The following is a 23,563-nucleotide window of genomic DNA, read 5'->3' as shown; positions in this document are numbered from 1 at the left end:
TTACTTTGGAAAAAATGAAGAATCTCATTCCCTTGCAACAAATTGAAATCGCTAAACTAATTCATCGTTTACATCGTTCTCCATCAGAGCATAAAGGTGATGCTGGCAAAGCAATTTTGATTGGCGGTCAAACAGGTATGGCAGGAGCACTTTTTCTGGCCGGTCAAGCATGTCTTTATTTAGGTGCTGGTTGGACAATGCTTAGGATATTAGATAAAAAGTCACCACTCGTGCATTTTAATCACCCTGAAATCATGATTAGTCAGGCAAGTTTAGCTGATGCTAACCATTTACAAGATTTAAAACCTGACGCTATTGCCATTGGACCTGGGCTTGGTCAAACTGACTTGGCCAGATCGTATTTGAAAAATGTCCTCGCTTATCCTGAAATCCCTCTAGTCATCGATGCCGATGCATTGAATCTAATTGCTAATTCAAGACAGTTGCTTTCACAATTAAAAAAACGCAATCAAGCTTATCCCAATAGATCAGTCTTAACCCCCCATCCAGGCGAAGCCGCTAGACTTCTAAAAACCAATACAACAGTAATTCAAGCAGATCGGATTGAAACTATCAGGGAGCTAGTTGAATTAACTGGGTCGATCATAGTACTCAAAGGACAAAATACACTTATATCTTCACCAGATCATGAACCTGTAGTTTGTCGTGCAGGAAACCCGGGAATGGCTACTGGAGGAATGGGCGATATTTTGACGGGTAGCATTGCGGCAATCGCTGCTCAAGGCGTTCGTCATCACCTCAATCTATGGGAATCGACATGTATCGCTGTTAACACGCATGCATTAGCAGCTGATCTACTTGTAAAAAAAGGGATCGGACCGATTGGTCTAACCCCTTCAGAGACGATTACTCAAATGAGAGCAATCATCAATCAGTGTTTAAGTCAGCAAAACTCTAAAGTTACTTCTTTTTAGGAATCACTGGCAACAACAAATAAGACTGATGTTTTGGTCCCATATGCAATGTCACCTCAGTATTAAAGACTGCTGGTGGACGATCAGTTTCATCATCATGCAAGAATGGTCCGCAACCGCGCAATGGATTTTTTGTATTTGACAAAAATCCAGCTTCGCCATCATGTTCATAATCTCTACCTAGTATAGTAAGAGCGATACGATAGCCTTTTGAAACCACAATACAAGTTGGCCAGATTTCGACATCTAATTGATAGATCTCACCGGGAACGAGAGGTTGCTTTTCATCATGTTGATGCCATGGACGATACGGCAGACTCTTTTTCTTATCTAACTTACGATGCGAGGCACGTAACCAACCTTGAGCAATCGGTGTATGCGGATCCATCGCCCCTTGGAAGGTAACTTCTTTATTCTCGGGGTCAAATACTCTAACCACCGCGAAAATATCGGCATCATTCGTTTTTGAAGAAACAAAAAGCTTCAGTGCGATAGGACCCGTAATTTCTACTTCTTGCTGTTGCGGTGGGAATGAAAAGGTCACGCCAGCGCCAGTTGTATCGTAAGTAACCGATTGTTTTTCTTTAATCGGGTCTTGTTTAAAACTCATTGAAGCCGTATCTAAATGGAGGCGTGTCCAAACAGTTCTAGCTAAAGGCCATTCATACTCAGCACGTTTAACAAATTTCTCACCGGGACTTCTAACTTGAAGTGTGATTGGGGCTGTCTTTTCCCAACCATTCTTTTTACCTTTTAAGAAATGATCAAAGAATTTTTTCTGCAACAAACGTCCATAATCAGTATAAAAAGGAGCCCAATGGGAATCTCCATGTATTTCCATCCATTTATTTTTAGATGCGCTTCTCACAAAGCCTTCAATATTGCCACGACCATGGAGTCCTTGACCGCCCCAGTTACCTGCAGATAAAAGTGGGACAGTTACTTTAGAGAGATCTGCGGTTCTTTCTTGATACCAATCACAATTTAACTCTTGATCAAGTACCCGTTGCCAAATATTTTCAACGTTCTTAGCTAATTCTTCAGCAGATAATGTAACTGGGCCACAAACTGTTTCACCTGTGACACGACTCCGTTTACCGTTGTCACCCACTCCGTGTTGAACAGTTTTAACTTGAATCTCCATCCAGTTTTTTCTGAAGGTACAGGCAATTCCACCATGACGATGGGATTCACGGTAAGCATCATTCCAGCCTTCCCACACGCAAATCGCTTTTAAATTTTTAGGCTTTGATGCAGCAGCACGCCATTGATTACTAGCAAAATAAGAAATACCGTTCATACCCACATTAGTGTTTGACCATGCTTGTTTTGCAACCCAATCAATACATAAATGAATATCTTTTGTTTCACGGGCATTATTGTGATCCATGAAGCCTGGGGAACGTCCAGCACCTCTAGAGTCAATTCGAATACAAATGTATCCATCAGATACCCATTTTTCAGGATCGACTGTTTCCCAGTTTTGGTATAAATTAGAAGAGCCTGCTAGCACGTCTGGATTGTTTTTTTCCATTGATTCCCAAGCCGTTCTGTAACCCTCTTGGAAAGATAAGCCTTTTCCGTAAGGGCCATAAGTCAAGATTGCAGGATATTTACCTTTTTTAGTAGGTCTAAAAATATCCGCCCTCAGAACTAATCCATCATCCATCTGAATTGGAACGTCCCACTCGACAATCATTCCATCACGTACTTCAGATTTGTAAGCATCCATGCATTTCTCCGTATTTTAAAAATAATTAATTCTGTAGTTCATCAAATTGAATCACAGCGTCAAGTTTACTCAATTTATTAGCGCAGGTAAAAACTTCAATGCTTTAATTTAGAGAAAAGCCCTATTTCAAGATTCGATTTTAATCTCCCAGCACAACTCCTTCACGCCGAGGGTCAGCTCCACCAAAAAGAACCCAGTCTTTAGGATTACTTGGATTTAAATATTGCAAGGAAAATCGACCCTCACTCGTATTGGAGCCTCTAGTAATGCCCTGCAATCCACTTGGAGAATCAAAGTAGCGAATCAGATGGCCTCGATCTTTTAAGTCTTTAATCATCGGACTCCAATTTCCTGATTGCTCCAATTCGGTTTCGCGATTACGACTACCAAAATTTGGCAAACTAATCGCCTCTTGTATATTCATCTGCCAATCGATATAGGCAACTAGTGTTTTGGCAACATAATTAATAATGCCACTACCACCTGCAGAGCCTAAATTCATAATGAGATCACCCTTTTGATTGAATACTAATAATGGTGCCATGGAACTTCTTGGGCGTTTATTTGCTTCAACACGATTAACTACCTTTTTGCCATCCACCGCCGGAACTAATGAAAAATCCGTTAATTGATTATTTAGCAAAAATCCATCCACCATAATGCGCGAACCGAATTGGGATTCAATGGTATTGGTTAAAGATACTGCGTTACCTAATGAATCAATGACGGAAATATGGCTAGTACCAGCCGGCTCTGAATAACTATCAGGATAATACTCCGCAACAACCCCCTCTGGCTTTCCAGGCAAAGCCTTCTTTAAAGATTGATCCCAACGAATAGTTTCTCTTCTTTTGTTTAGATAATTAGCATCTAACATGCCATGAATTGGTGGCACAACAAAGTCTGGATCTGTAATATATTCATCACGATCTGCAAACGCCAATCGCCCCGCTTCAGAAAATAAATGGACTGCTTGCCAAGTGTTTACAGGATAGTCTGACATTGGAAAAGATTCTAAAATACCGAGCATTTGTAAAATTGCCAATGTGCCAGAGGATGGTGGTGGCATCCCGCAAATATTGAAACTCCGGTAGCTGTTACAGAGGACGCCTCGTTCCTTAGATTGATATGCCAAGAGATCTTGTTCACTTAAGTCTCCAGGTCGATCAGTCATTTGAACAGCTTGCACAATATCTTTTGCGATCCATCCTTCGTAAAAAGCCCGACTACCATGCTCTGCGATTTCCGAAAGAACCTTAGCCAATACTGGATTCTTAAGCAGAGTTCCTACTTGAAGGGCTTGACCCTTCTCATCATAAAAATATTTTCGTGCTTCAGGATTCTTCTTTAAGTATGGATCTTTGTCAATTAAGATGTGTAAACGATCGGATACAACAAAACCTTTTAAAGCTTGCCTAATTGTGGGTTCTAAGACTTTTTTCCAAGACAACTTTCCATGAGCTTGATGTACCTGTTCAAGCATCTTTAAAATTCCTGGCGTGCCAACAGATTTACCACTTGTTATTGCATCTTCAAACATCATTGGTAAACCACTTGCCAAAAGAAAACGTTCAGGGTTTGCTAATGCAGGTGCCGTTTCTCGACCATCATACGTTTTGATTTGTTGATTATTGGCGTCGTAATGTACTAAAAATCCACCACCGCCAATACCGGTAGCATTTGGTTCGGTAAGTGTAAGCATGATTGAAGCTGCAATTGCGGCATCAACTGCGTTACCACCATTTTTTAATATCCCATAAGCAGCTTCAGAGGCATAAGCATTTGCTGTAACCACCATCATTGATTTACTAGAAACTATTTTCTTATCAACAATCCCAGAAAACATCTCTGGTTCTGGAATAAAGGTTTGTGAGCTATTAACCTGAGCAGAAAGAGGAGAGAAATAAAGGCTAAAAGTGATTAGAGTCGCAAAAACTCTCGACCGTATTGAAAACAAAGAAGGTTCTTTCATTTTTAAACTTATATTCCAGTCCTAGTAATGATTTACTGTGCCTCAATTAGGACGTAACCTCTATTTTCGACTTTATCAAAGGTTTTCATGGCTTTAAATAATGAAGACAATGGTATCCATACCCAACTATGAGCAGCTGGATTAACATCTAAAATTAACACCGAATCTGAAGCTGCATCATAAGCGCCTATCGGAGAAATATGAGCACCGCCAGATTGTCCCACTTCTTCACGTCGATAATTAACCACTAAATAATCACCAGACGTCTGCAGATTTTTAACAAAATCCTGGCGAACCTCATTAAGCTCCATTTGGTTATCAACTACTATTAATTTTGTCTTGAGTTGGTTCGCTCGAAGCATCTCATCAAATTGACGCAATTGATATCCACCATCACGCATCATTTTGCCATTGATTAACATGGGTTCGCCCAAGATTTGAGCACGAGTTTTTTGGCCTTTTTGAATCACTGTTTCTTGGGTAAAACGAGCAACAGTTAGATCAAATCCTGGATTCAGATTTTTTAAGTCAACTGCTTGAATACGGCTATTATCTCGTGGGAGAGAAGAGCTCTTTGCAAAGACACTATTCAGAATAATTGCAGCAGTAGTTGGTCCACAAAACGCTCTATTAGATTGCGCTTCAAATTGATTTGCTAGTAATGCAAAATCTGACTTAGCTGAGGATCGAATCAGTCTTTGCAGGCCTTCATCACTTTGAAAGGGAATGACCAGACTTTGCTTCTCTTCGATAGAAGGTGGGCTCTGATCAATTTCCTTTGCTCGAATACAAATAGAACCAAATAATTCAATAACAATGAAAAAGCTGAGTAAGGTAAATTTGTTAAACGGCTTCATTATTTGATTAAATGGAATTTGTAGACATTACTTCATCATATGCCATTGTTTGGCCAAATTTCAAGTAAATGCTCTAGCTTGGAACAATAAGGTACATCAGTGGGAACTAAAGTACCTGAATCTGAACACTTAAAGACTTTTTTCCAATGAAAAACTACTTAGCTGGAGTTGCAACTGGCTTACCCTTATCAACAACATAAGTAGCTAACACCTTCAGTTTGCCTGAGCTTGTATTGATGCCGTCATGAACTAATCCGTTAGGAATAAAAAAGGTTTGACCCGCTTGAACAATTTTTGAAGGCTGACCATCAATTTTAATCTCTATTTGGCCTTCTAAGACGTATCCCATCTCCTCTCCGGGATGAGTATGGCGACCAGCAGCAACACCTGGTTCAAATTCAGCTACCGCTTGTACGACTACTTTTTCTGAAACACTTAAATCTTGTGTTTGTAAGAGCGTTCTTTTAAATCCTGCTTGTTGAGCAATAGCTAAACCTGCAATGCCAATTAATAGGCATGAGATTAATAATTTTTTCATTTCAGTTCTCCCTTATTATGTAATTCATCTCGCCTAGAGTTTCAATTACTATTTGTCAATTGGCTAAATTTGAGATCTAAACTCTAAGATAACCATTTTATTTTCAATCGCCTAGTAGGGAATATCCCCATCAGTTTTATTAAAACCACCTGATTAAAACTCTAACTTCTAATAATCGCTTAGTCAAATACAGCTAACCACAGGTTTAAGCGGACTGATTATCCAACTAAGAAGCCCAAAATTAGTCAGGTTTAATCTTTCCTGCCTTAATTACCGTTCCCCACTTATCAAGCTCCATTCGTATTTTCTGGGCAGTTTGTTCTGGGGAATTGTTATATACAAAATAACCTGCGCTAATCAACTTCGCTTGCAATTCCGGATTCGAAAGTGCCTTATTAAATTCTAAATTCAGTTTCTGAATAATGGCCGTTGGCGTTCCAGCAGGAGCAACGATGAATTGTAAGGTCTCCCCTTCTACTTCAGCGACTCCAGACTCAACCAAAGTTGGGATTTCCGGTAGAGCTGGTGATCTTGCGCTACTGGTAAAGGCGATTCCAACTAATTTTCCCGCCTTGACCTGGGCCATCGCTGGCGGCAAAGTAGAAAAAGCAATTGGCACTTGATTACCTAAAACTGCTTGAAGTGCAGGTCCACCTCCATTAAATGGGATATGTGGCATATTCAAATTTAACTTCAATTTAAGCAACTCTGCACTCAGATGTGGGCCAGAACCACCACCAGGACTTGCAAAGTCATATTTACCAGGATTTGCTTTGATTAAAGCTAAAAATTCTTGAATATTTTTAGCAGGAAAACTTGGGTGAACCACAATCAAATTTGGTGAACCAGCTGGCATGATAATTGGAGCAAAATCTTTGATGACGTCATAACCTGGATTGGCGTACAAGTTAGGATTGATCACGAGATTACTACTCACCAACAAAAGTGTATAACCATCGGGATTAGACCTAGCAACATATTGCGTACCAATATTTGCTGCAGCACCAGCTTTACTCTCAATAATGACTGGTTTTCCTAAACTTTCACTCAGAGCTTGACCAAGTAGACGACCCACAATATCAGAAGGTCCTCCAGGAGGATAAGGGATCACAATTTTAATGGGCCGATTTGGATACTCTTGTGCCTGAAGACATACATTCAAACCAAACCCAAAACAAATTACAGTGAATATTGTCAGAAACCGTTTCATTAATTTCATCATTATTTCTCTTTAAATTTATAAAAGATTATTTACCTACCACCCGAATACATCCACCCTCTGCCTGTGCTGTTTGATCTAATACATCTAAAAACAAACAAATCATGCGCAAAGTGGGTGTGGGAATATTTAAAATTTCACCCATTTCAATTACTACTTTGATGATCGCAGCGCTCTCAAGTGGTCGACCTGCTCTAATATCTTGAAGCATGGATGGATTATTACGAAAATCTCCCTTGGCACTTAGCAATTCGCTCGCAGGATTTATTTCAAGATGAATCCCTAGTTGATTGGCGATTGCCAAGCTCTCATGCATGATCAAATGAACGACTTCCGAACCATAGGGGTGCGCCTCATACCGACCAGGAGGAGACTGTCCAATTGTGCAAAGCGTGTTCCAAACAATGTTTCTGAGTAATTTCTGCCATTTTGCCTTTCGAATATCTTCAACCACTTGAACACCAAATCCGGTAGAAGTTACGAGTTTTTCAATTTCAAATAGCCTAGGTCGAATTTGATTATCCACCTCACCAATCGATAACCATGACTTAGGAACTTTGGGCAGAACATAATGAGTAGGACCGACCTTAATTACAGGTCTGAAAATGACTGCCCCGACAATCGCCTCAATTGGAATATTTTTTGTAAGAGAACCGTCTGGATCTAAAGTTTCGAGGCTTCTACCACTCCACGGGGAGTCAATGCCACTGAAGTACCACCAGGGTAAGCCATTTTGGATCATCACAATTGAACCACCCGGTGCCAGTCTAGCGACGATATCCTCGGCTGCAGCCGCGATTTGCATTGACTTCAGCGTAACAAAAATAGTTTCGAAGTTTTTTTCATTCGACTCTGGCGAAATGCAACGAATAGGTACCTGAAACTGCTCACCACCCATTTCACCGTAGGTCACACCATTGGCTTGTAAATTCTGAAGGTTTTCACCCCTTGCTAAAACACATACATCTTGATTAGCCTTGGTTAACTCGGCAGTTAACCAACTACCGATTGCCCCCGCTCCATAAACTAGAGTTTTCATATTTTATTTTTTTAAGATTATTAATTTTGATACAACTTACTCACCTTAAATTTCTTTTTCACTAAAAGCAATCCGTAATCTCCCTATCAAGAAGTCAAATCTTATGTATGGTGATTCAGTTTATTTATTCAATTCACAAAATAGGAAAAATCAATCCAATCTCAAGGATTTTTAACAGAATTTAAGATTTAAGATTTAATATTGAGCTATGGAAAATAATGTGAAAATTTCGTTTAACCCAAGTGAAACCTTCATTAAGGTGAAATACAAAGCGGGCAAATTTCGAGATGGGAGAGACTACCCCGCTGTCGATGAGAAACGCCCTCTCACTTTATTAAATGCAGATTTACAAACTTTATTTACGTATACAGGGGGAAATGACACTATTCCGAACCCGGAGAGAAGCCGTCCACGTCAAGAGCTAGTAGTCAGCATCATCATGCGTAATATCACCACCCCAAAACCATGGGAAGAGGCCTGGATTAGTTTTTGGAGAGATCATTTTTCTATCTTTGGTAATGATCTAAACGTTGGTGCGTTTTCACCTCACTGGGAAGAACAGGTGATCCGTAAATTTTGTTGGGGAAACTTTCGCGAAATGCTAGAGGCTGTCGCTTGCCATCCTGCCATGTTGTATTACTTAAATAATCGTTCATCTAGGGCAGGTAGTGCCAATGAAAATTTTGCAAGGGAACTGTTTGAACTGCATACCTTTGGTAAGCAGGCCTATCTCAATAGCATCTATTCTGATTGGAAAAAAGTTCCTGGGGCATTAGAAGGTAGCGCCACAGGCTATATTGATGAGGATGTCTACGAGGCTGCAAGAGCTTTTACTGGCTGGACTGTAAATGACGGCTCAAATATTGGAAATAATAAAAAGCTTCCAGAGACAGGTGACTTTACTTATGTGGAGTTACGGCATGACAACTATCAAAAAAGAGTTCTTGGCATAGAACTCCCTTCCTACTCCGGCTCAATGGTAGATGGTAGAAAAGTATTGGATATCTGTGCTTTCCACTCTGCAACAGCCCATCACATTGCTGAAAAATTAGTAAGGCGGTTTATTAATGACACACCTCCAAAAAAATTAGTTGATAGTACCGCTGCACTTTTTTTGAACCAAAAATCAAACGCTAATCAGCTTAAGAATATTTTTAATCATTTAGTTAAAGAGGCTTCCTTAATCCCCGATAGTGATAAACAAAAAATCATGACCCCCATTCGTTTAGCGAGTAAATTTATCTCTGTTGCGAACATACCATTCAAATTTAATGATGAAGGATTTCTAAGGGGTATCGAAGGAGCAGGCTTTAGTCCATATAGTTGGCCAAGTCCTGAGGGGATACCTGATAGCATGGTTGAAATTCTTTCACCAGGCTATGTAAAAGAAAGGATTTCTCTGATTCAAGGCCTTGCTGAAAATTGGTGGCAGACGGGAGAATTTGACCCCTTTTTAGAGATAGGCTCTAATGCATCTTTTCAAGTTTTATTGGGCTTTTGGGAAAAAAAGTTATTTGGAAAAGAACGTCCCGACCTAAGGAATCAAATGTTCAAGTTTGGAAAAATTAGCCCAAATGAAAAAGCCAATAATCCTGAAGTGGTTCGTAAAATGATTGGGCTTTTGGCCTGTACTCCGACTTTTCAAACCGAAGTTGTATTACCGAAAACAGTCATTTAGGAGTACATATGAACAGACGAGAATTCCTCAATACAACTACTCACTTGGGAATATCCTCCGCTCTACTGGGAGGGATCAATCAATATGCTTTAGCTGAAAAATCCGACCAAATTCAATCGATAAAACAAACCGGCCCATTGATTATTGTTTTTTTACGAGGTGGTGCTGATGGGTTAGGAATACTCTCGCCACTTGAGGACCCCAATTTTATTGCAGCAAGATCACCGCAGCTTTTATTTGCACCAACTGAAAACCCAGTATTACTGGATGGCACGAAATTATTTTGGCATCCACAAGCAAGTGCTCTGTCTGAACTAATGCTCTCAGGAAGACTAGTGCCATGGCCAGCAACCGGCATCATTAATGGCACAAGATCGCACTTTGAAGCACAAGAAATGATGGAAAGAGGAGTCAGTGAGCTTCAGCATTTGCCAGATTCCTTAGGAATGATGACCCGCATTGCTTCTGGGAAATTGAATCCCGATTCATTTTTATTTGCTGGGGGATCAAATCTTCCCCGATCAATGCAAGGAAATCTTCCAGCCATAGCCATTCGCGATCTACAAAATGGTATTCAGTTTCCTGGTGGATTACCCAATTTAGCAATTCTCTCTCAGCTAGCTAAAGTTGATAAAAGTCATCCTGCATCGGAACCTATTCAAAAAACCCTAAACCTTTTATTCAATATCCAAAAATCGCTTGATCCTTCAATCAATGTTGATTTTAAAAAAATCAAACCTTATGAATCTCAAGGTAAAACGCCCTATGCAAACAATAACCCAAGTGTAGGCCTTAGATCTATTGCAAGGCTCTTAAATGCCCATGTACCTCTTCAATATGCATGGGTAGACCATGGTGGGTGGGATATGCATGAAGGTCAACCCTTTAGGATGAATAATGTACTTGGTCAATTAACCCAAGCTCTGAAAGCCTTTGATGAAGACTTACAAGCGCAACAGCAAAACTATACTTTAGTAGTTCTCACTGAGTTTGGCAGAAGATTTAGAAGTAATGGCAGTAATGGGACTGACCATGGTCATGGTAGTCTCGCGCTTGTCATGGGTAGTAACTTGCCAAAAAATAAGGTAATGGGACGCTGGCCAGGATTAACAGAAAAAGATTTAGATCGTGGAGTAGATTTAGATGTCACGACTTCCTACCAAGAGGTATTAAATCAGGCCATAAGGTGGGGACAGCTTATTTAGTGATTCAAAAGCAAAAAATCAGGCTATAAAATAAAACCCTAATGCATTAAATACAATGCAACTATTGATAATTATTTAATTTTGCATTATATTTAGTGCATGGAACTAAATGAAATTGGTGCATTAATCAAAGAAGCCCGTAAAAGTAAAGGATTGAGTCAGGAGGCAGTGGGTAAGTCGCTAGGGATGAGTCGAGCCACGATTTCTGGGATAGAGACTGGCAAAATTGCTGAGGTAGGATTTCGCAAAACAATGATGTTGTGTGCAGTGCTTGGTCTTGAAATAAATGTCTCACCTCGCCGAAAATATCCAACCCTGCAAGAGTTACGGAAAGAAAACAATGCAAAAAAACGAGATTAGTGTATTTGCTTCTAATACGTTAGCTGGGGATATTATTCGCAGCGACATGGAAGAAGATACCTTCTTATTTACTTACGAACGGGAATGCAAATCGAATTTTGCAGTGTCATTATCGATGCCCGTTGCACGGGCTCCCTACGACTCAATGGGAACGATACACCCAATCTTCGAAATGAATTTACCAGAAGGAGCATTAAGAGAAAAGCTGGAACGAATGTTTTCAAAAGTAATACCAAATTTTGATGCTCTATCCTTATTACAGATTGTTGGTAAATCCCAAATTGGTAGGTTACGCTATGCCCAAACGGGGAACGAACTTGAAGAAGTACCAACACAAAGTGTAAGCAATCTCCTGTCTTATACTGGTGCTGAAGATTTATTTCATGATTTATTGGGCCGTTTTGCCGAGTATTCCGGTATTTCAGGTATGCAACCAAAAGTATTGATTCGTGATGATAATGGACAGCCACTAAACCGACTTAAACATCGAGGTGCAACGCATATTGTCAAAAGCTTTGATTCACGTGAGTATCCTGAACTCGCAGCCAATGAATTTTTTTGTATGGCCGCATCTCGATATGCGGGGTTACCAACTGCGAAAGTTCTATTATCAGAAAATCGCAAAATGTTAGTAGTGGAGCGTTTTGATCTATTTAACCAAACTTATTTGGGGTTCGAAGATTTTTGTGTACTCAGCGGAATGCGATCTAGCGGTCGTTACGAATCTTCTTATGAAAAGTTAGCTGAGCGCATTAAGCTTTTTGTGTCACCTGAACATCAGGCTGATTCGATGTCTCATTATTTTGGTGCTGTGGTACTTGCATGCATCATTAGGAATGGTGATGCGCATTTGAAAAACTTTGGTGTACTTTATAGTCACCCAGATAGTGACGTACGCCTTGCACCGATTTACGATATGCTGTCAACCAAACCATACCAGCCTCATGACGTTTTAGCCTTGGAGCTGAATGGATCAAAACAGTATCCGTCTTACCAGAAATTGATTCAATTTGGAAGACAAGCGTGCGGTCTGTCCAAAGCATCTGTCAATTCCATATTTGATAGGGTTATACAAGGGGTAAGTAAATCAATACTCGACATGAATGCATTCACTCAATCTCATCCGGACTTTGAAAAGCCCATGGAACACTTTTGTAAAGTATTTCAGGATGGTATTGAATCAATGAACCTTTGAAAATCGAAATCTTTATTTAAATCAACTTTTCATCAAAAAAATTAAGCAAAATGACATGAAAATTTGAACTAGTTTGAAAAAAATTGCAAAGGCTAAAATTGAAGGATTCAAAGCCATCACCAACCAAGGTTCAACGGCCTTCTTAAAATAAAATAGATCAAATAACTTTATAAATAATTAATGTGTTATTTTGGTGTCGTACTCTTCAGCAGAGGCAATGATAATCCGATAAAACACAATTAGAATTCCAATACCAAATAAAATCGGCTTATAACCTTGAACATAAATCATTAAGCCAGCAAGAGTTATTATCCAACCCGTCAAGCTCCACCATAAATTATTCGAAAGTTTGCTCATAATCACCCCTAGAAATTGTAAATTTCTAATATTTTGACATACTCTGAACTTTAGTGGATTAACCGTTGCGAAATGTTTAACGATTATTAGCAAACGTCCCGAGAAATTTGCTATGACCCCTATTCAACCGAACATCGTTTTTATAGTAAACGACTGGGCTCTAGCTAGGGCATACGACTATGTTTAAGGAAAGGAAAGGAAAAAAATGAAAAAAATGAAATCAATGCACATGTTACATAGGGTCAGGCAAAATATGTTGTTTTACGATTGAAAAAAATCAGAGTACCATGAAGCAATTATTAACTATATTGAGTTAACCCATGAATACGCTAACCCGTAACTTAATTTTAGTTTTACTTAGTGTTCCTCTTCTTGCTCTATCTGCTCCATCTGAGCCAGTGATGTCAGCAGTTAAAAAAGAAGCTGCTCCTTATCTTGACACTCTCAAATCCTTGGTATCGATTGAGTCCGGTAGCGGAGATCGTGAGGGTCTCGACAAAATCTCTGCTCTTATCGCCGAAAATCTCAAGATCATAGGCGGTAAGGTGGAGTTTATAGAGCCAGGTCCAGATACCTACAAAATGTTTGATACTCCAACTCGACCTGGTCGAATGGTACACGCCCAATTCAGAGGAGCTGGCACTAAGAAAATTTTACTGATTGCGCATATGGATACTGTCTACTTGCGCGGTATGTTGGCTGATCAACAATTTAGAATTGATGGTAACCGTGCTTATGGCCTTGGCATTGCAGATGACAAGCAAGGTATTGCGATGATTCTGCATACTCTTAAGGTTTTGAAAGCCAATAACTTTAACGATTATGGATTGATCACCGTACTTATCAATGGCGATGAAGAAATCAGTTCACCTGCATCAAGATCTACCTTAACAAAATTAGGCGCTGAACATGATGTGACTTTTTCTTGTGAATCCTCATTGGCTGCGTTTGATCGTATTTCCCTTGTTACAGCTGGTATTGGAGCCGTTAATTTAACCGTTACTGGCAAAGCATCTCATGCTGGTTCAGCCCCTGAACAAGGCCGTAATGCTCTTTATGAGCTTTCACATCAAATCCTACAAATGCGTGATTTGTCTGATCCTACAACCGGTGTGAAGTTCAATTGGACTATTTCTCAGGCCGGAACCAACCGAAATGTTATTCCGGCTAAAGCAACTGCAAATGCTGACGTTCGTGTGTTAAGGGTCGACGACTTTAATAGTATTGAACCCAAGGTCACTGCTCGTATTAACAATAAACTCATTCCTGAGACCAAAGTTGAATTTAACTTTGAACGCCGTCGCCCCCCTTTACAAGCAAATCCTGCAGGGCTAGTGGTAGCAAATTATGCCAAGAAGATTTATCAAGAAGACCTTGGCTTAGATTTAAGTTTTAGTACTCAAGCTGAAGGTGGTGGAACAGATGCAGCCTTCGCTGGTCTAAATAATCAAAACGCAGTTTTAGAGCGTTTTGGCGCTAGAGGTTTTGGTGCGCACTCCAATGATGCTGAGTACATATTAATTGATTCGATTGCGCCTCGAATGTATTTGCTGACCAAGATGATTATGGATATTTCTACTGGCAAAGTTAAATAAATATCTATTATTTTGAAGAAAAGAGATTATCTAATTCAAATCTTATTCTTTTAAAGTCCCTGACAACTGTTTCAGAAGAGCGCCAAACAAAGGCTTAGGGTAAAAGAAATTAACTAGATCGTCATGCTTCAAATGGGCTCATTTGATGAGACTGTTTTCATCAGTCTCAATAAATCATTATCATGATTAGGCATTCCGTCCAATACCTTCGCCATTTCTTTGAAGTGCTTGGCAATTTGTTCTGCCCCATAAAATCGAAGCTTCCAGTCAGGATAGCTTCTTTTCTCAATCGAGCTCAATTCAAGACGCCTGAGAATCTGATGCCTTGGGTCAGAACTAATTCTCTCCCAGACACTCAAAATTTCATATTTGTCACCCTCTAATAATTGACAAAAATGTCCATTGTCATAAAACAAAACTCCCGTAAGTTCGTGAGCTTCATTCCACCTTACTGAGCTGTCTAAAATTTGAGTCAAAGAAAGCATCCCCATTAATTGGGTTGCTTTACTAACATAAATGAGCTGTGTGAGATTCATATAAAAGGCCTTTTACACATTCTTCTCTTATCTCAGATTAAAACTAGTATGGGAAACCCTAGTTGATATAGAAAGCTGAACATTTCAATTACGTGTGAGAATAAAATATTTGAATCGAATGCTTCAAGTTATAGTTAATCAGTATTGCCAAGTTTATTTCTTAAAACAACGGAGCCTCATAACATTCAGTATTGTCAGCGTCCTTACACCACATAACGATCTTTGATTTCTTGAATAATCGACCCTATTGAGTATGGGTGTTTTAAATTAAGTATCCATCCTAAAGGTCCTTGTTATTTAAACACCAGTACTGATGCAACTAATCCGAGGATGGCGTAAAGAAAAAAGAATACCTTGATATTTTTAATCAGCTCTTTCTTATCCACTTTTTTGTATTTCCAAAGATAGAAATTATGAAAGATAGGAGCCGAAAGAATAACCATAAATTCTATTAGTAGTTCAATCTTTAACACCGTCGTTTTAACCCTGAATAACAGTTAGAAAGCTAGTCAATAATACAATCCAAAATAAGTCTCTGTGTTAGAAAGACTGACGTAAGAATCTTCAACTCTCTTTGAAGACTCTCACTAAAGATGTCACAGTTATCTCATCAATTCTATATCTGGCAATACCCATGTGCGATCGAAAAACTCTTGGGTTGGACCATAAAGTCTGAAATAAGCAAACCAACCCTTCCCTGGAATTGTTTTTATCCAATTAGACACTGGCTTACCTTTTGGCGGCGTTTGTGAAAAATAAAGATCGATAGATCCATCTGGATTTTTAGTGACTGCATCACGCGAAGATCGATCAGGTTGCACTCCTGTATCAACAAAACAGCGTGTTTCATTGTCATATACTGTAACTGACCAAAATTGCACTACGGGAGCATTAGGCGGTACATGAAGAACATAGGACTTCGTTCCATCTAGCCATTTGCCCTGATGATCTTTTGTACTTTCTAAATAGACTTGTCCAGCGCCAACGGTTCGTCCCATCATTCCTTCAGAGACGCCAACGGCTTCATAGAACCAAGATGCGCGTTCATCAAGCTGTGTGCTGCTTGGAATTTCTTGATTAGTCTCCTTCATAAACAATGACATTTCCCATTGCTTACCAGTCCAAATTCGAACTCCCTCAAAACGTTTATCAAACGCAATAGTACGAGCCATCACTTCACCCACTTGCGATGCATCTATTAAGATTTTCTTTTGCCTTTCAGTAGGATTAAAAGGCTTCCCTTTTTCAATACCCAGTGGCTTTAGCATACCAAGCATCATTCGATCACGCTCTAGGACCGGCTCCTCATTGATTACCCTTGAGAGCCCTTCCCAATAAGCTAAGCCCCTTGGCTGAACTCCACTCCACTTGCGCCCAGCAGGAGAAATATGACGTGTTTCAGGAGGATTATCACGCTGACTGTAAGGATACAAACGTAAACCAGCAATTGCCTCTAAAGCTTTTTTTTGATCAGGATCTACTGCTCTATGCCCAATAAATACATTAGATGTTGGTGAGCGGACAATATAAAATCCCTCAGGCTTTATGTCTGGATCATTAGGCCCTAAGATCAAATACTTTCCACCGCGCCCTTTATCTGGTCCTGTTTGCCCTGAATCAGTTAAAGGTCTTTGCCAAAAGTCAGTAACTCCGCCCGCTGTAGCTCCTTGAGGTACTTCCATCACCAAAGGTCCAGATTGATCTAAGTTCGGAAAACCCATTACATAGGGTGTCGTTGCATTTGCAGTTAGTAACCCTAGCTTATCTTGAAATGTTAAGTAATCAACGTAATCTAAATTGCTAGCCCCAAACTTATTTTTCTGTTCGGATTGCCACTGCACCATTCCCATTAGAGGCAATGCCCAAAGGTATGCTTGTGCAGCTCTTTGTGAATCAATCTCATCATAAATCTTGCGTGAAGTGTTTTCTGTTGGGTAGCCATTTTTAATACTCAGCTTACCAATTGATGTACTAATTGTTCCAGTAGTGGGAAGCTCTTTAGCAAAGGAAGGATAAATGAGAGTCAGAGACACTGCTAGAGTGAGTGCTATTTTGTATTTTTCAAATCTTAAAAAATTTATACTTGTCATGCGTTGGGCTTTCTTATAAGAATATTGAAATCAATATTAGCATAGACAAATTAACGCTTTAGATGAGTTTTAATTTTGTAATATCAAGAAATTTTTCTAAAAATAGGTAAAAGTTCGAAGCAAACGCAATGAGAAAAAATAGAAAATAACTGATTGAACTGATCTCAAAAGTGAGTGCTATCGAGAATCCTTTTGGTCCCAAAGTAATCGGGATGTGATCGGAAAAGTGTAAAGTGTTTGCCCGGTACAGACCCTTATCGGGATTTTTTAATCAAAACACTATTTTTACTGATGATTTCTCGAAAAGCCTCGGAAATATTTTCCCACTGGACTATGTCAACTTTGAATGTAAGGTCTGAATTAGAAAAAGCTTCTTTAAGATCGACGACTGAACTCAAATTTAAAGGCATTTCACCTTTTAAAGCAAGATCTAAATCGGAATATGGCTTTGCTAAAAACTTTGCTCGTGAGCCAAAGGCTAACACTTCTTGATTAGGGGCAAATGTGATTAAAATTTCTTCAATAATTTTCCACTCTGAAGAACTAACTTCGATCGGTGGATATATTTTAGACATTTCTCTTTTGAAGTTGTTCTAAAAGGACTGTTGCTTCTCTAATAAAGTCTTCGATTACAGTTATAACTTCTAGGGCAACACCTTCATCGAAAGTATGACTTGATTTTGCTCGCATTTCTCGAAATATCTTCCATTTACTCCAATCACTTAAAAGTAAGGATTGCTCATTGCCACTTCGGATCAAATCAGCAAACGACATTGCGTCAAACTGCTCAGGATTGGGTGCAGTTCTTTCAAGAAAACGTTTTAGCATCTTATGGCTTATTTCATAAGTAAACTCAAATCTTTGAATTAATCCATCCCGAATTTGGCTATCTTTAATATCTTTTCGATAGCGTGCATAGCCCTCTTGAAGTCTTGCAAGTGCATTCTCTAAAGGAGTTAGGTAAAGTTTATCAGTCGGCATATGGAATTTTTCTCATCAACCTTATTTTAAACTAGTTGGTTTGAACCTTATTAAACTAACTGAAAAGAACTTGTAACTTTAAGGATTTAAAGAGTAAAGAAGTGTTAACAATGTGACCGGGTCATACCATTGGCTTAGTGGTCTGCCCAGCACGATTTGAACGTGCGAACTTGGGCTTGTCTTGCCGCAAACCCAAACTTTACTCGTGAATAACTATCGAGTTGAAAGTTAGTTCTACGAAACGACTTTGTAAAAAAGCATCTGATATTAACTGTAGATTTGATTTAATCAAGACTTCAAGTGCGAGGTTGCTAATATTTCCCGTTGAAATGAGTAACAAAGATGGCTCTCCGTTGATCAAATAAGCCTGCACAAAGTCATCGTCTTTACTGATAACGATTCAACCTTGGGAGACTGCAAATTCAGTTAACTCCATGTCTGACGTGAGATTTTTTTATAAATTTCATGCAGCGATGCGTTCAACTCTTTTAATACGAGTTAAGCGAGCAGCATAGGCCAAAGCAGCCAAAATATCTTCACGCTGAAGATCCTCATAGTCACCTAAGATATCCTCAATTGTCATGCTACTTGCTAACCATTCGAGAATACCTTCGACAGGATATCTCATGCCTCGAATACAAGGCTTTCCATGACAAACTGCAGGATCAATTGTGATTAAACTTGCCATTGCATTTCCTAGATAGTTTATTTGTCTATGCTATTGATTTTAAAACCATTCAATTAATAATTGTAGGTTTATGGTTTTTGAAATCCTAATTTGGTCTGCCCAGCACGATTCGAACGTGGGAACTTGGGCTTCTTATACCGTGGGGATAATTACCTATTATCTAAAAGGCTATCATTTGCTCAATTCAATCTTTGAGTGCATAATAAACTCATTAAGAAGAGGAGTATCTCATGCTACTAACCGCTATATTAAGTCCTGCTGAAGAAGGGGGTTATGTTGCCTTAAATCCTGAAACTGGCACAACTACTCAAGGTGAAACTGTTGATGAGGCAATTGCTAATTTAAAAGAAGCCACCTCTCTTTATTTAGAGGAGTTCCCAATGACCTTCAATGTTCATCCATTAGTAACAACTTTTGACTTAGCACATGCCTAAATTTCCAGGCCTCTCTGGCAAAGATATCATTCGTGCCTTAGAAAAATTAGGCTTTCAAGTAGCAAGACAATCCGGTAGCCATATTATGATGAAACGTGGTGGAAAAGGTTGAGTTGTACCAAACCACAAAGAAGTAAAAGTTGGCACAGTCAACGGCTTACTACGCCAAGCTGAAGTATCAGCAGAAGATTTTCAAAAAGCACTTTTAGATTAGTTTTTCAGCATACTAGGTTTATGACCTAAGACATACTTTATGTATGACCTGAGACATACTTTACACTTTATACCGGACACATACTTTACAGTTTTAGGCATAAGGAGGGCCAACTTATGCCATGGAATGAAAGTACGAAGATGGATGAAAAGCTTAAATTTGTGTCTCGTTTTTTAGATGGTGAGAAGATTTCTCGACTGTGTGAAGAGTTTGGTATTTCTCGAGTGACCGGTCATAAAATAATTGATCGTTATAAAGAGTCAGGGTTAGATGGGTTTAATGACCGCAGTCGAAAACCTTCTCGACAAGCAAATCGACTGCCATTTCAAGTCGAACAATTGATAGTTAATCTCAAAAAAGAGTTTCCAAACTGGGGTGCCCCAAAGATTAGAGAACGAATCCACACCCATTACTCAGAGATAACTTTACCCGCTAAGAGTACCGTTCATGCTGTACTTGACCGACATGGCTTAGTAAGGAAGAAGCGTCAAAGGCGCCACCCTAAATTAGAAGGAACAGCTCTGTTTGATGCTCAGCAACCTAATGCTTTGTGGTGTACCGATTACAAAGGTGAGTTCATGATGGGCAATAAGAAGTACTGCTACCCTCTGACCATCACTGATTATTCCACGCGGTTCTTGATCTGCTGCGAAGGGTTAGAGAGTACGCAACAAGATCAAGCTTTTACCGTGTTTGAACGGATATTTAAAGAATATGGCCTACCGAATAGTATTCGGTCCGATAATGGCGTGCCGTTTGCTAGCGCAAACGCACTCTATGGTCTGAGCAGTTTATCGGTGTGGTGGTTGCGTTTAGGAATTGGTATTGAACGCATTAAGCCTGGTAATCCCCAGCAAAATGGGCGACATGAGCGGATGCATCTGACGCTGAAACAAGCTACCACCAAACCACCTGGGATGAACCTTCTCCAACAACAAGATAAATTCGAAGACTTCATCCAAGAGTACAACTATGAACGACCCCATCATGCCCTAGGGATGAAGAGGCCGGCTGATTTATATCAGCCATCCACTAGAAAATATGAAGGACTGCCAGATGTTGCCTATCCCTTCCATGACAAGACCGTAACGGTAACAACGTGTGGTCGAATCTGTTTAGATAACAAGAAGATCCATCTCAGTACCGTCTTTGCCGGACATGATGTAGGACTTCGACAGGTGGAAGAAGAAGTATGGTTGGTGAGTTTTATGGATTACGATATAGGTTACTTTGATATGGAATCTCGAAAAGTGAGTGCTATTGAGAATCCTTTTGGTCCCAAAGTAATCGGGATGTGATCGGAAAAAGTGTAAAGTATGTGCCCGGTACATTGTGTAAACAATGTGACCGGGTCATACCTTACAGTTTTGGTCTGCCCAGCACGATTCGAACGTGCGACCTACGGCTTAGAAGTGTTTACGGATGTATTAAATATCAATTATTTCAATAGTTTATAAATTTTTTAAAAAATGTGCACGCAACTGTGTATAGATTAATACTTAAGTAACTATTACAGTAACACTTTAAATTTAGTTGTAAATGATCTGCCATCTTTTAAAAAACTTTCTTAAAAGATAAAGAAACTTCTTAAGGATAGAACAAAATATCCTGACTAATCTCTAAAGCTCTTTTGTTTTAAGAAAATAAGAAATTTAGTAATTCAAATTACAAAATATCATTCCTCTTTGTACTAATCTTGAATAAAACGCTCATTACCGATAATGCCAACTTTGGTAAATCCTAACCCTTGTAACTCAGACAGCACTGCCGTCAAGTACTGATAGTGTGTCTTTTTACTAGGCTTAATATGAAACTCTGAAGATATCTCTTCACGATTTTTTAAAATAATTAAGCGTTGTTTTAATTCATCCCGACTAACCATCTGGGAATTCCAAAATAAGCGTCCTTGTTCATCAAGATCAATTTGAATTACAGTAGGTGTTTTTTCTATCGCCGTAGTCGTTGTTGGCATATTCATATTAATGGCATGCAGTTGGGGTGGAACAGTAATAATTAGCATTACCAATAAAACTAGCATTACATCAATTAATGGCGTAGTATTGATTTCCATCAACAAATCATCGTCGTTCGAATGAAGATTAAAAGCCATATTTATCCTTTAGGCGGGGGTTCAGTAAGGAAACCCACTTTAGAAATTCCAGCTCTTTGACAAGCTAATAAAATTTTTGCTACAGCTTCATATTCTGCTTCTCTATCACCACGAACATGAACATCAGGCTGAGGTCTTTTTGAAGATATTTCCTTCAATCGGTCGGTTAACTCTCTATCATTTTTGATCAGGTAATCATTCCAAAAGATCTTGCCGGATTGATTGATAGAGATATTGATATCCTCAGGTTTGGTGACCCTGATTTGGTTAACCTCCTTGGGCAATATCACTGAATGGGTTTGTACCGCAACAGGAATAGTCATTAAGAAAATAATTAGTAGAACTAACATTACGTCCACTAAAGGTGTAGTGTTAATTGTTGCCATGACTTCTTCTTTTTCAACTAACCGTTTTATCATTTCTTACTCTTTTAAATTATGCGGGTTTTGTTCCACCAAGTAAGACTTTTTCCAAATCTGCTGAAAAAGAAGTAATTTGAGCCATTGCCGATTTATTTCTTCTAACCAACCAGTTGTAACTTAGAACGGCTGGAACTGCTACCGCCAAACCTAGAGCAGTCATAATCAATGATTCACCAACTGGACCAGCAACCTTATCGATGGAGGCTTGACCAGCAATACCAATGGCGGTTAGTGCATGATAAATTCCCCAAACTGTTCCAAATAAGCCAACGAATGGTGCCGTAGAGCCCACAGTGGCAAGGAACGCCAAACCCACTGAAAGTTTTGCTTGGATTTCATCAATCGCACGATTAAAAGACATCTCAATCCATGTATTCAATGCAACTTTAGTTGCTAAATCACCATGGTGTTCATTCTTTGCAGTCATAGCCATTTCTACCACATAACGAAAGGCACTATCTGCGTCCAGACCATTCAATGCAGATTCAAGACTTGGCTGTGACCAAAACTCTTGGCGTGTTTTCCGCGCATTACTAAATAATTTGCTTTGTTCTAAGTACTTCATTAATAAAATTATCCAAGTACCTGAAGACATTATTAAAAGTATGAGTAAAACAATTCTGGCGATCCAATCTCCTTGGTTAATTACTGACATTAGGCCGTAGGGATTTGTAACAGTATCAGCGTTTTCGGGGTTCACTACTTCTGCAAATGTATTTCCTAAAAACATCATTCCTAATAAACAATTTACCGATATAACTCGAGTGATGCGACTTCTCATTTCATTATCCTTATTTAATTTAAACGCCACGTATATTTGATTTTTGCCCATGATTCGACCGCACGACCATCCTCCGTGCCTGGTTGGAATTTACACAATACAAATGCATCTCTCGCTGCTGTATCAAGACGACGAAATCCACTGCTAGTAATGATTTTAGATTCTTTAATTTTTCCATCTGCGGCAATTAAAAAGCCCACAGTGACAGAACCTTGCTCACCATCAATTCGAGAATACTCAGGGTATTCAGGTCTCTGACATCCTCCACTCATATCAATCCTTGCAAGATTAACGATGGTAGCGGAAGGAGAACTTGGCGCAGAAGTTAGGATTGCTTGGTTTTGAGTTGGTGCAATGGTTGCTTGAACTGGGGAAGGAATAGATTGTTGCTCAACCTCCGCCTTAGCAACGTATACTTTTGGCACAATTTTCTGCTTAGGAGTTTCTGGTTTGGGTAAATGTTTTACCTCTTCAATTAAGCTCGCATTCATTGGCTGTTCAATATAAGCAGATACTTTTTGCACGAGCCCAGAAGTGAATAACCAGATAATTAATGCATGTATAAAAAGAGCAATTGTTATGATTGTCAAATAACGAAATTTACTCTTTTTGGGCTGTAAAAAAC

Annotated in this window: 27 protein-coding genes; 9 read left to right on the top strand and 18 right to left on the bottom strand. The window is 39.3% G+C overall.

The genetic code is table 11. From position 1 onward, the window contains the following. Positions 1–14 precede the first annotated feature (14 nt). A complete protein-coding gene (locus tag AOC35_RS03550; RefSeq protein WP_108645804.1) occupies positions 15–935 on the top strand; it encodes an NAD(P)H-hydrate dehydratase in 921 nt (306 codons plus the stop codon). On the opposite strand, the gene AOC35_RS03545 is transcribed toward AOC35_RS03550, so the two are convergent. From AOC35_RS03545 to AOC35_RS03520, 6 genes are all read right to left on the bottom strand, one after another. Beyond that, positions 922–2,667, bottom strand: coding sequence for a CocE/NonD family hydrolase (locus AOC35_RS03545; RefSeq protein ID WP_245898409.1), 1,746 nt, complete (start codon positions 2,665–2,667; stop codon positions 922–924). The genes AOC35_RS03550 and AOC35_RS03545 overlap by 14 nt on opposite strands. 139 nt (positions 2,668–2,806) lie before the next feature. Further along, entirely contained in the window at positions 2,807–4,639 is a 1,833-nt protein-coding gene (gene ggt, locus AOC35_RS03540) for a gamma-glutamyltransferase (protein WP_108645803.1), read from the bottom strand. Positions 4,640–4,671: 32 nt separating this feature from the next. After that, positions 4,672–5,496 carry a phytochelatin synthase family protein gene (locus AOC35_RS03535; protein ID WP_108645802.1) on the bottom strand — a complete coding sequence of 275 codons (825 nt, stop codon included), beginning with the start codon at positions 5,494–5,496 and terminating at the stop codon, positions 4,672–4,674. A 154-nt stretch (positions 5,497–5,650) separates the two neighbouring features. Then, positions 5,651–6,034, bottom strand: coding sequence for a cupin domain-containing protein (locus AOC35_RS03530; protein WP_108645801.1), 384 nt, complete (start codon positions 6,032–6,034; stop codon positions 5,651–5,653). 241 nt (positions 6,035–6,275) lie between these two features. Next, positions 6,276–7,253 (bottom strand): Bug family tripartite tricarboxylate transporter substrate binding protein, encoded by a 978-nt coding sequence (locus AOC35_RS03525; RefSeq protein ID WP_159077462.1) that lies wholly within the window; start codon positions 7,251–7,253, stop codon positions 6,276–6,278. 28 nt (positions 7,254–7,281) lie between these two features. Then, a complete protein-coding gene (locus tag AOC35_RS03520) occupies positions 7,282–8,292 on the bottom strand; it encodes a ketopantoate reductase family protein (RefSeq protein ID WP_108645799.1) in 1,011 nt (336 codons plus the stop codon). A 220-nt stretch (positions 8,293–8,512) separates the two neighbouring features. On the opposite strand from AOC35_RS03520, the gene AOC35_RS03515 reads away from it, so the two are divergent. The 4 genes from AOC35_RS03515 to AOC35_RS03500 all read left to right on the top strand — a co-directional run bounded on the left by AOC35_RS03515 (position 8,513) and on the right by AOC35_RS03500 (position 12,730). After that, the gene (locus AOC35_RS03515; protein WP_159077461.1) at positions 8,513–9,970 is read left to right on the top strand and encodes a DUF1800 family protein; all 1,458 of its coding nucleotides are present in this window, start codon (positions 8,513–8,515) and stop codon (positions 9,968–9,970) included. A gap of 8 nt (positions 9,971–9,978) precedes the next feature. Next, entirely contained in the window at positions 9,979–11,175 is a 1,197-nt protein-coding gene (locus tag AOC35_RS03510; RefSeq protein ID WP_108645797.1) for a DUF1501 domain-containing protein, read from the top strand. 99 nt (positions 11,176–11,274) lie between these two features. Beyond that, positions 11,275–11,535 carry a helix-turn-helix domain-containing protein gene (locus tag AOC35_RS03505; RefSeq protein ID WP_108645796.1) on the top strand — a complete coding sequence of 87 codons (261 nt, stop codon included), beginning with the start codon at positions 11,275–11,277 and terminating at the stop codon, positions 11,533–11,535. Further along, the gene (locus AOC35_RS03500) at positions 11,516–12,730 is read left to right on the top strand and encodes a type II toxin-antitoxin system HipA family toxin (protein WP_159077460.1); all 1,215 of its coding nucleotides are present in this window, start codon (positions 11,516–11,518) and stop codon (positions 12,728–12,730) included. Before AOC35_RS03505 ends, AOC35_RS03500 begins: the two co-directional genes overlap by 20 nt. Before the next feature lie 177 nt (positions 12,731–12,907). Here AOC35_RS03500 and AOC35_RS03495 read toward each other — a convergent pair whose 3' ends face one another. Continuing rightward, a complete protein-coding gene (locus AOC35_RS03495; protein ID WP_108645794.1) occupies positions 12,908–13,087 on the bottom strand; it encodes a hypothetical protein in 180 nt (59 codons plus the stop codon). A 320-nt stretch (positions 13,088–13,407) separates the two neighbouring features. Here AOC35_RS03495 and AOC35_RS03490 point away from each other — a divergent pair, with 320 nt between their 5' ends. After that, a complete protein-coding gene (locus tag AOC35_RS03490; protein ID WP_108645793.1) occupies positions 13,408–14,682 on the top strand; it encodes a M20/M25/M40 family metallo-hydrolase in 1,275 nt (424 codons plus the stop codon). Between the two features lie 128 nt (positions 14,683–14,810). Here AOC35_RS03490 and AOC35_RS03485 read toward each other — a convergent pair whose 3' ends face one another. The 7 genes from AOC35_RS03485 to AOC35_RS03460 all read right to left on the bottom strand — a co-directional run bounded on the left by AOC35_RS03485 (position 14,811) and on the right by AOC35_RS03460 (position 18,977). Further along, complete coding sequence (locus AOC35_RS03485) at positions 14,811–15,218, bottom strand: BLUF domain-containing protein (protein ID WP_108645792.1); 408 nt, start codon at positions 15,216–15,218, stop codon at positions 14,811–14,813. 602 nt (positions 15,219–15,820) lie between these two features. Next, on the bottom strand, positions 15,821–17,308 hold the full coding sequence (locus tag AOC35_RS03475) for a DUF1254 domain-containing protein (RefSeq protein ID WP_108645790.1): 1,488 nt from the start codon (positions 17,306–17,308) through the stop codon (positions 15,821–15,823). 254 nt (positions 17,309–17,562) lie between these two features. Further along, a complete protein-coding gene (locus tag AOC35_RS03470; RefSeq protein WP_108645789.1) occupies positions 17,563–17,883 on the bottom strand; it encodes a nucleotidyltransferase family protein in 321 nt (106 codons plus the stop codon). After that, positions 17,876–18,289 carry an HI0074 family nucleotidyltransferase substrate-binding subunit gene (locus AOC35_RS03465; RefSeq protein ID WP_108645788.1) on the bottom strand — a complete coding sequence of 138 codons (414 nt, stop codon included), beginning with the start codon at positions 18,287–18,289 and terminating at the stop codon, positions 17,876–17,878. The genes AOC35_RS03470 and AOC35_RS03465 overlap by 8 nt, the downstream gene beginning before the upstream one ends. Before the next feature lie 199 nt (positions 18,290–18,488). Further along, positions 18,489–18,683: a hypothetical protein gene (locus tag AOC35_RS15900; protein ID WP_425440637.1), complete on the bottom strand. Its 195-nt coding sequence runs from the start codon at positions 18,681–18,683 to the stop codon at positions 18,489–18,491. 32 nt (positions 18,684–18,715) lie between these two features. Beyond that, positions 18,716–18,772: a hypothetical protein gene (locus AOC35_RS15895; RefSeq protein WP_425440636.1), complete on the bottom strand. Its 57-nt coding sequence runs from the start codon at positions 18,770–18,772 to the stop codon at positions 18,716–18,718. Beyond that, positions 18,753–18,977, bottom strand: a complete 225-nt coding sequence (locus tag AOC35_RS03460) for a DUF433 domain-containing protein (RefSeq protein ID WP_108645787.1) — start codon at positions 18,975–18,977, stop codon at positions 18,753–18,755. Before AOC35_RS03460 ends, AOC35_RS15895 begins: the two co-directional genes overlap by 20 nt. Positions 18,978–19,207: 230 nt before the next feature. On the opposite strand from AOC35_RS03460, the gene AOC35_RS03455 reads away from it, so the two are divergent. The 3 genes from AOC35_RS03455 (at position 19,208) to AOC35_RS03445 (ending at position 20,923) form a co-directional block, all read left to right on the top strand. Then, positions 19,208–19,411, top strand: a complete 204-nt coding sequence (locus AOC35_RS03455; RefSeq protein WP_108645780.1) for a HicB family protein — start codon at positions 19,208–19,210, stop codon at positions 19,409–19,411. Beyond that, entirely contained in the window at positions 19,404–19,523 is a 120-nt protein-coding gene (locus AOC35_RS15645; protein WP_211307468.1) for a type II toxin-antitoxin system HicA family toxin, read from the top strand. Before AOC35_RS03455 ends, AOC35_RS15645 begins: the two co-directional genes overlap by 8 nt. A gap of 218 nt (positions 19,524–19,741) precedes the next feature. Then, positions 19,742–20,923, top strand: coding sequence for an IS481 family transposase (locus AOC35_RS03445; protein ID WP_108645786.1), 1,182 nt, complete (start codon positions 19,742–19,744; stop codon positions 20,921–20,923). Positions 20,924–21,315: 392 nt separating this feature from the next. Here the strand turns inward: AOC35_RS03445 and AOC35_RS03440 are convergent, their stop codons facing one another. From AOC35_RS03440 to AOC35_RS03425, 4 genes are read right to left on the bottom strand one after another with little or no spacing between them, the layout of a single operon-like run. Beyond that, positions 21,316–21,735 carry an ExbD/TolR family protein gene (locus AOC35_RS03440; RefSeq protein WP_108645785.1) on the bottom strand — a complete coding sequence of 140 codons (420 nt, stop codon included), beginning with the start codon at positions 21,733–21,735 and terminating at the stop codon, positions 21,316–21,318. Positions 21,736–21,737: 2 nt separating this feature from the next. Next, entirely contained in the window at positions 21,738–22,154 is a 417-nt protein-coding gene (locus AOC35_RS03435; RefSeq protein ID WP_108645784.1) for an ExbD/TolR family protein, read from the bottom strand. A gap of 16 nt (positions 22,155–22,170) precedes the next feature. After that, positions 22,171–22,938, bottom strand: coding sequence for a MotA/TolQ/ExbB proton channel family protein (locus tag AOC35_RS03430; protein ID WP_245898408.1), 768 nt, complete (start codon positions 22,936–22,938; stop codon positions 22,171–22,173). A gap of 14 nt (positions 22,939–22,952) precedes the next feature. Further along, positions 22,953–23,528: an energy transducer TonB gene (locus AOC35_RS03425; protein ID WP_159077459.1), complete on the bottom strand. Its 576-nt coding sequence runs from the start codon at positions 23,526–23,528 to the stop codon at positions 22,953–22,955. Positions 23,529–23,563: the final 35 nt, after the last annotated feature.

The sequence above is a fragment of the Polynucleobacter rarus genome (assembly GCF_003072505.1).
Classification (GTDB): domain Bacteria; phylum Pseudomonadota; class Gammaproteobacteria; order Burkholderiales; family Burkholderiaceae; genus Polynucleobacter; species Polynucleobacter rarus.
Note: the sequence above shows the minus strand (reverse complement) of the source record. Positions and strands in the feature narration are given on the sequence as shown.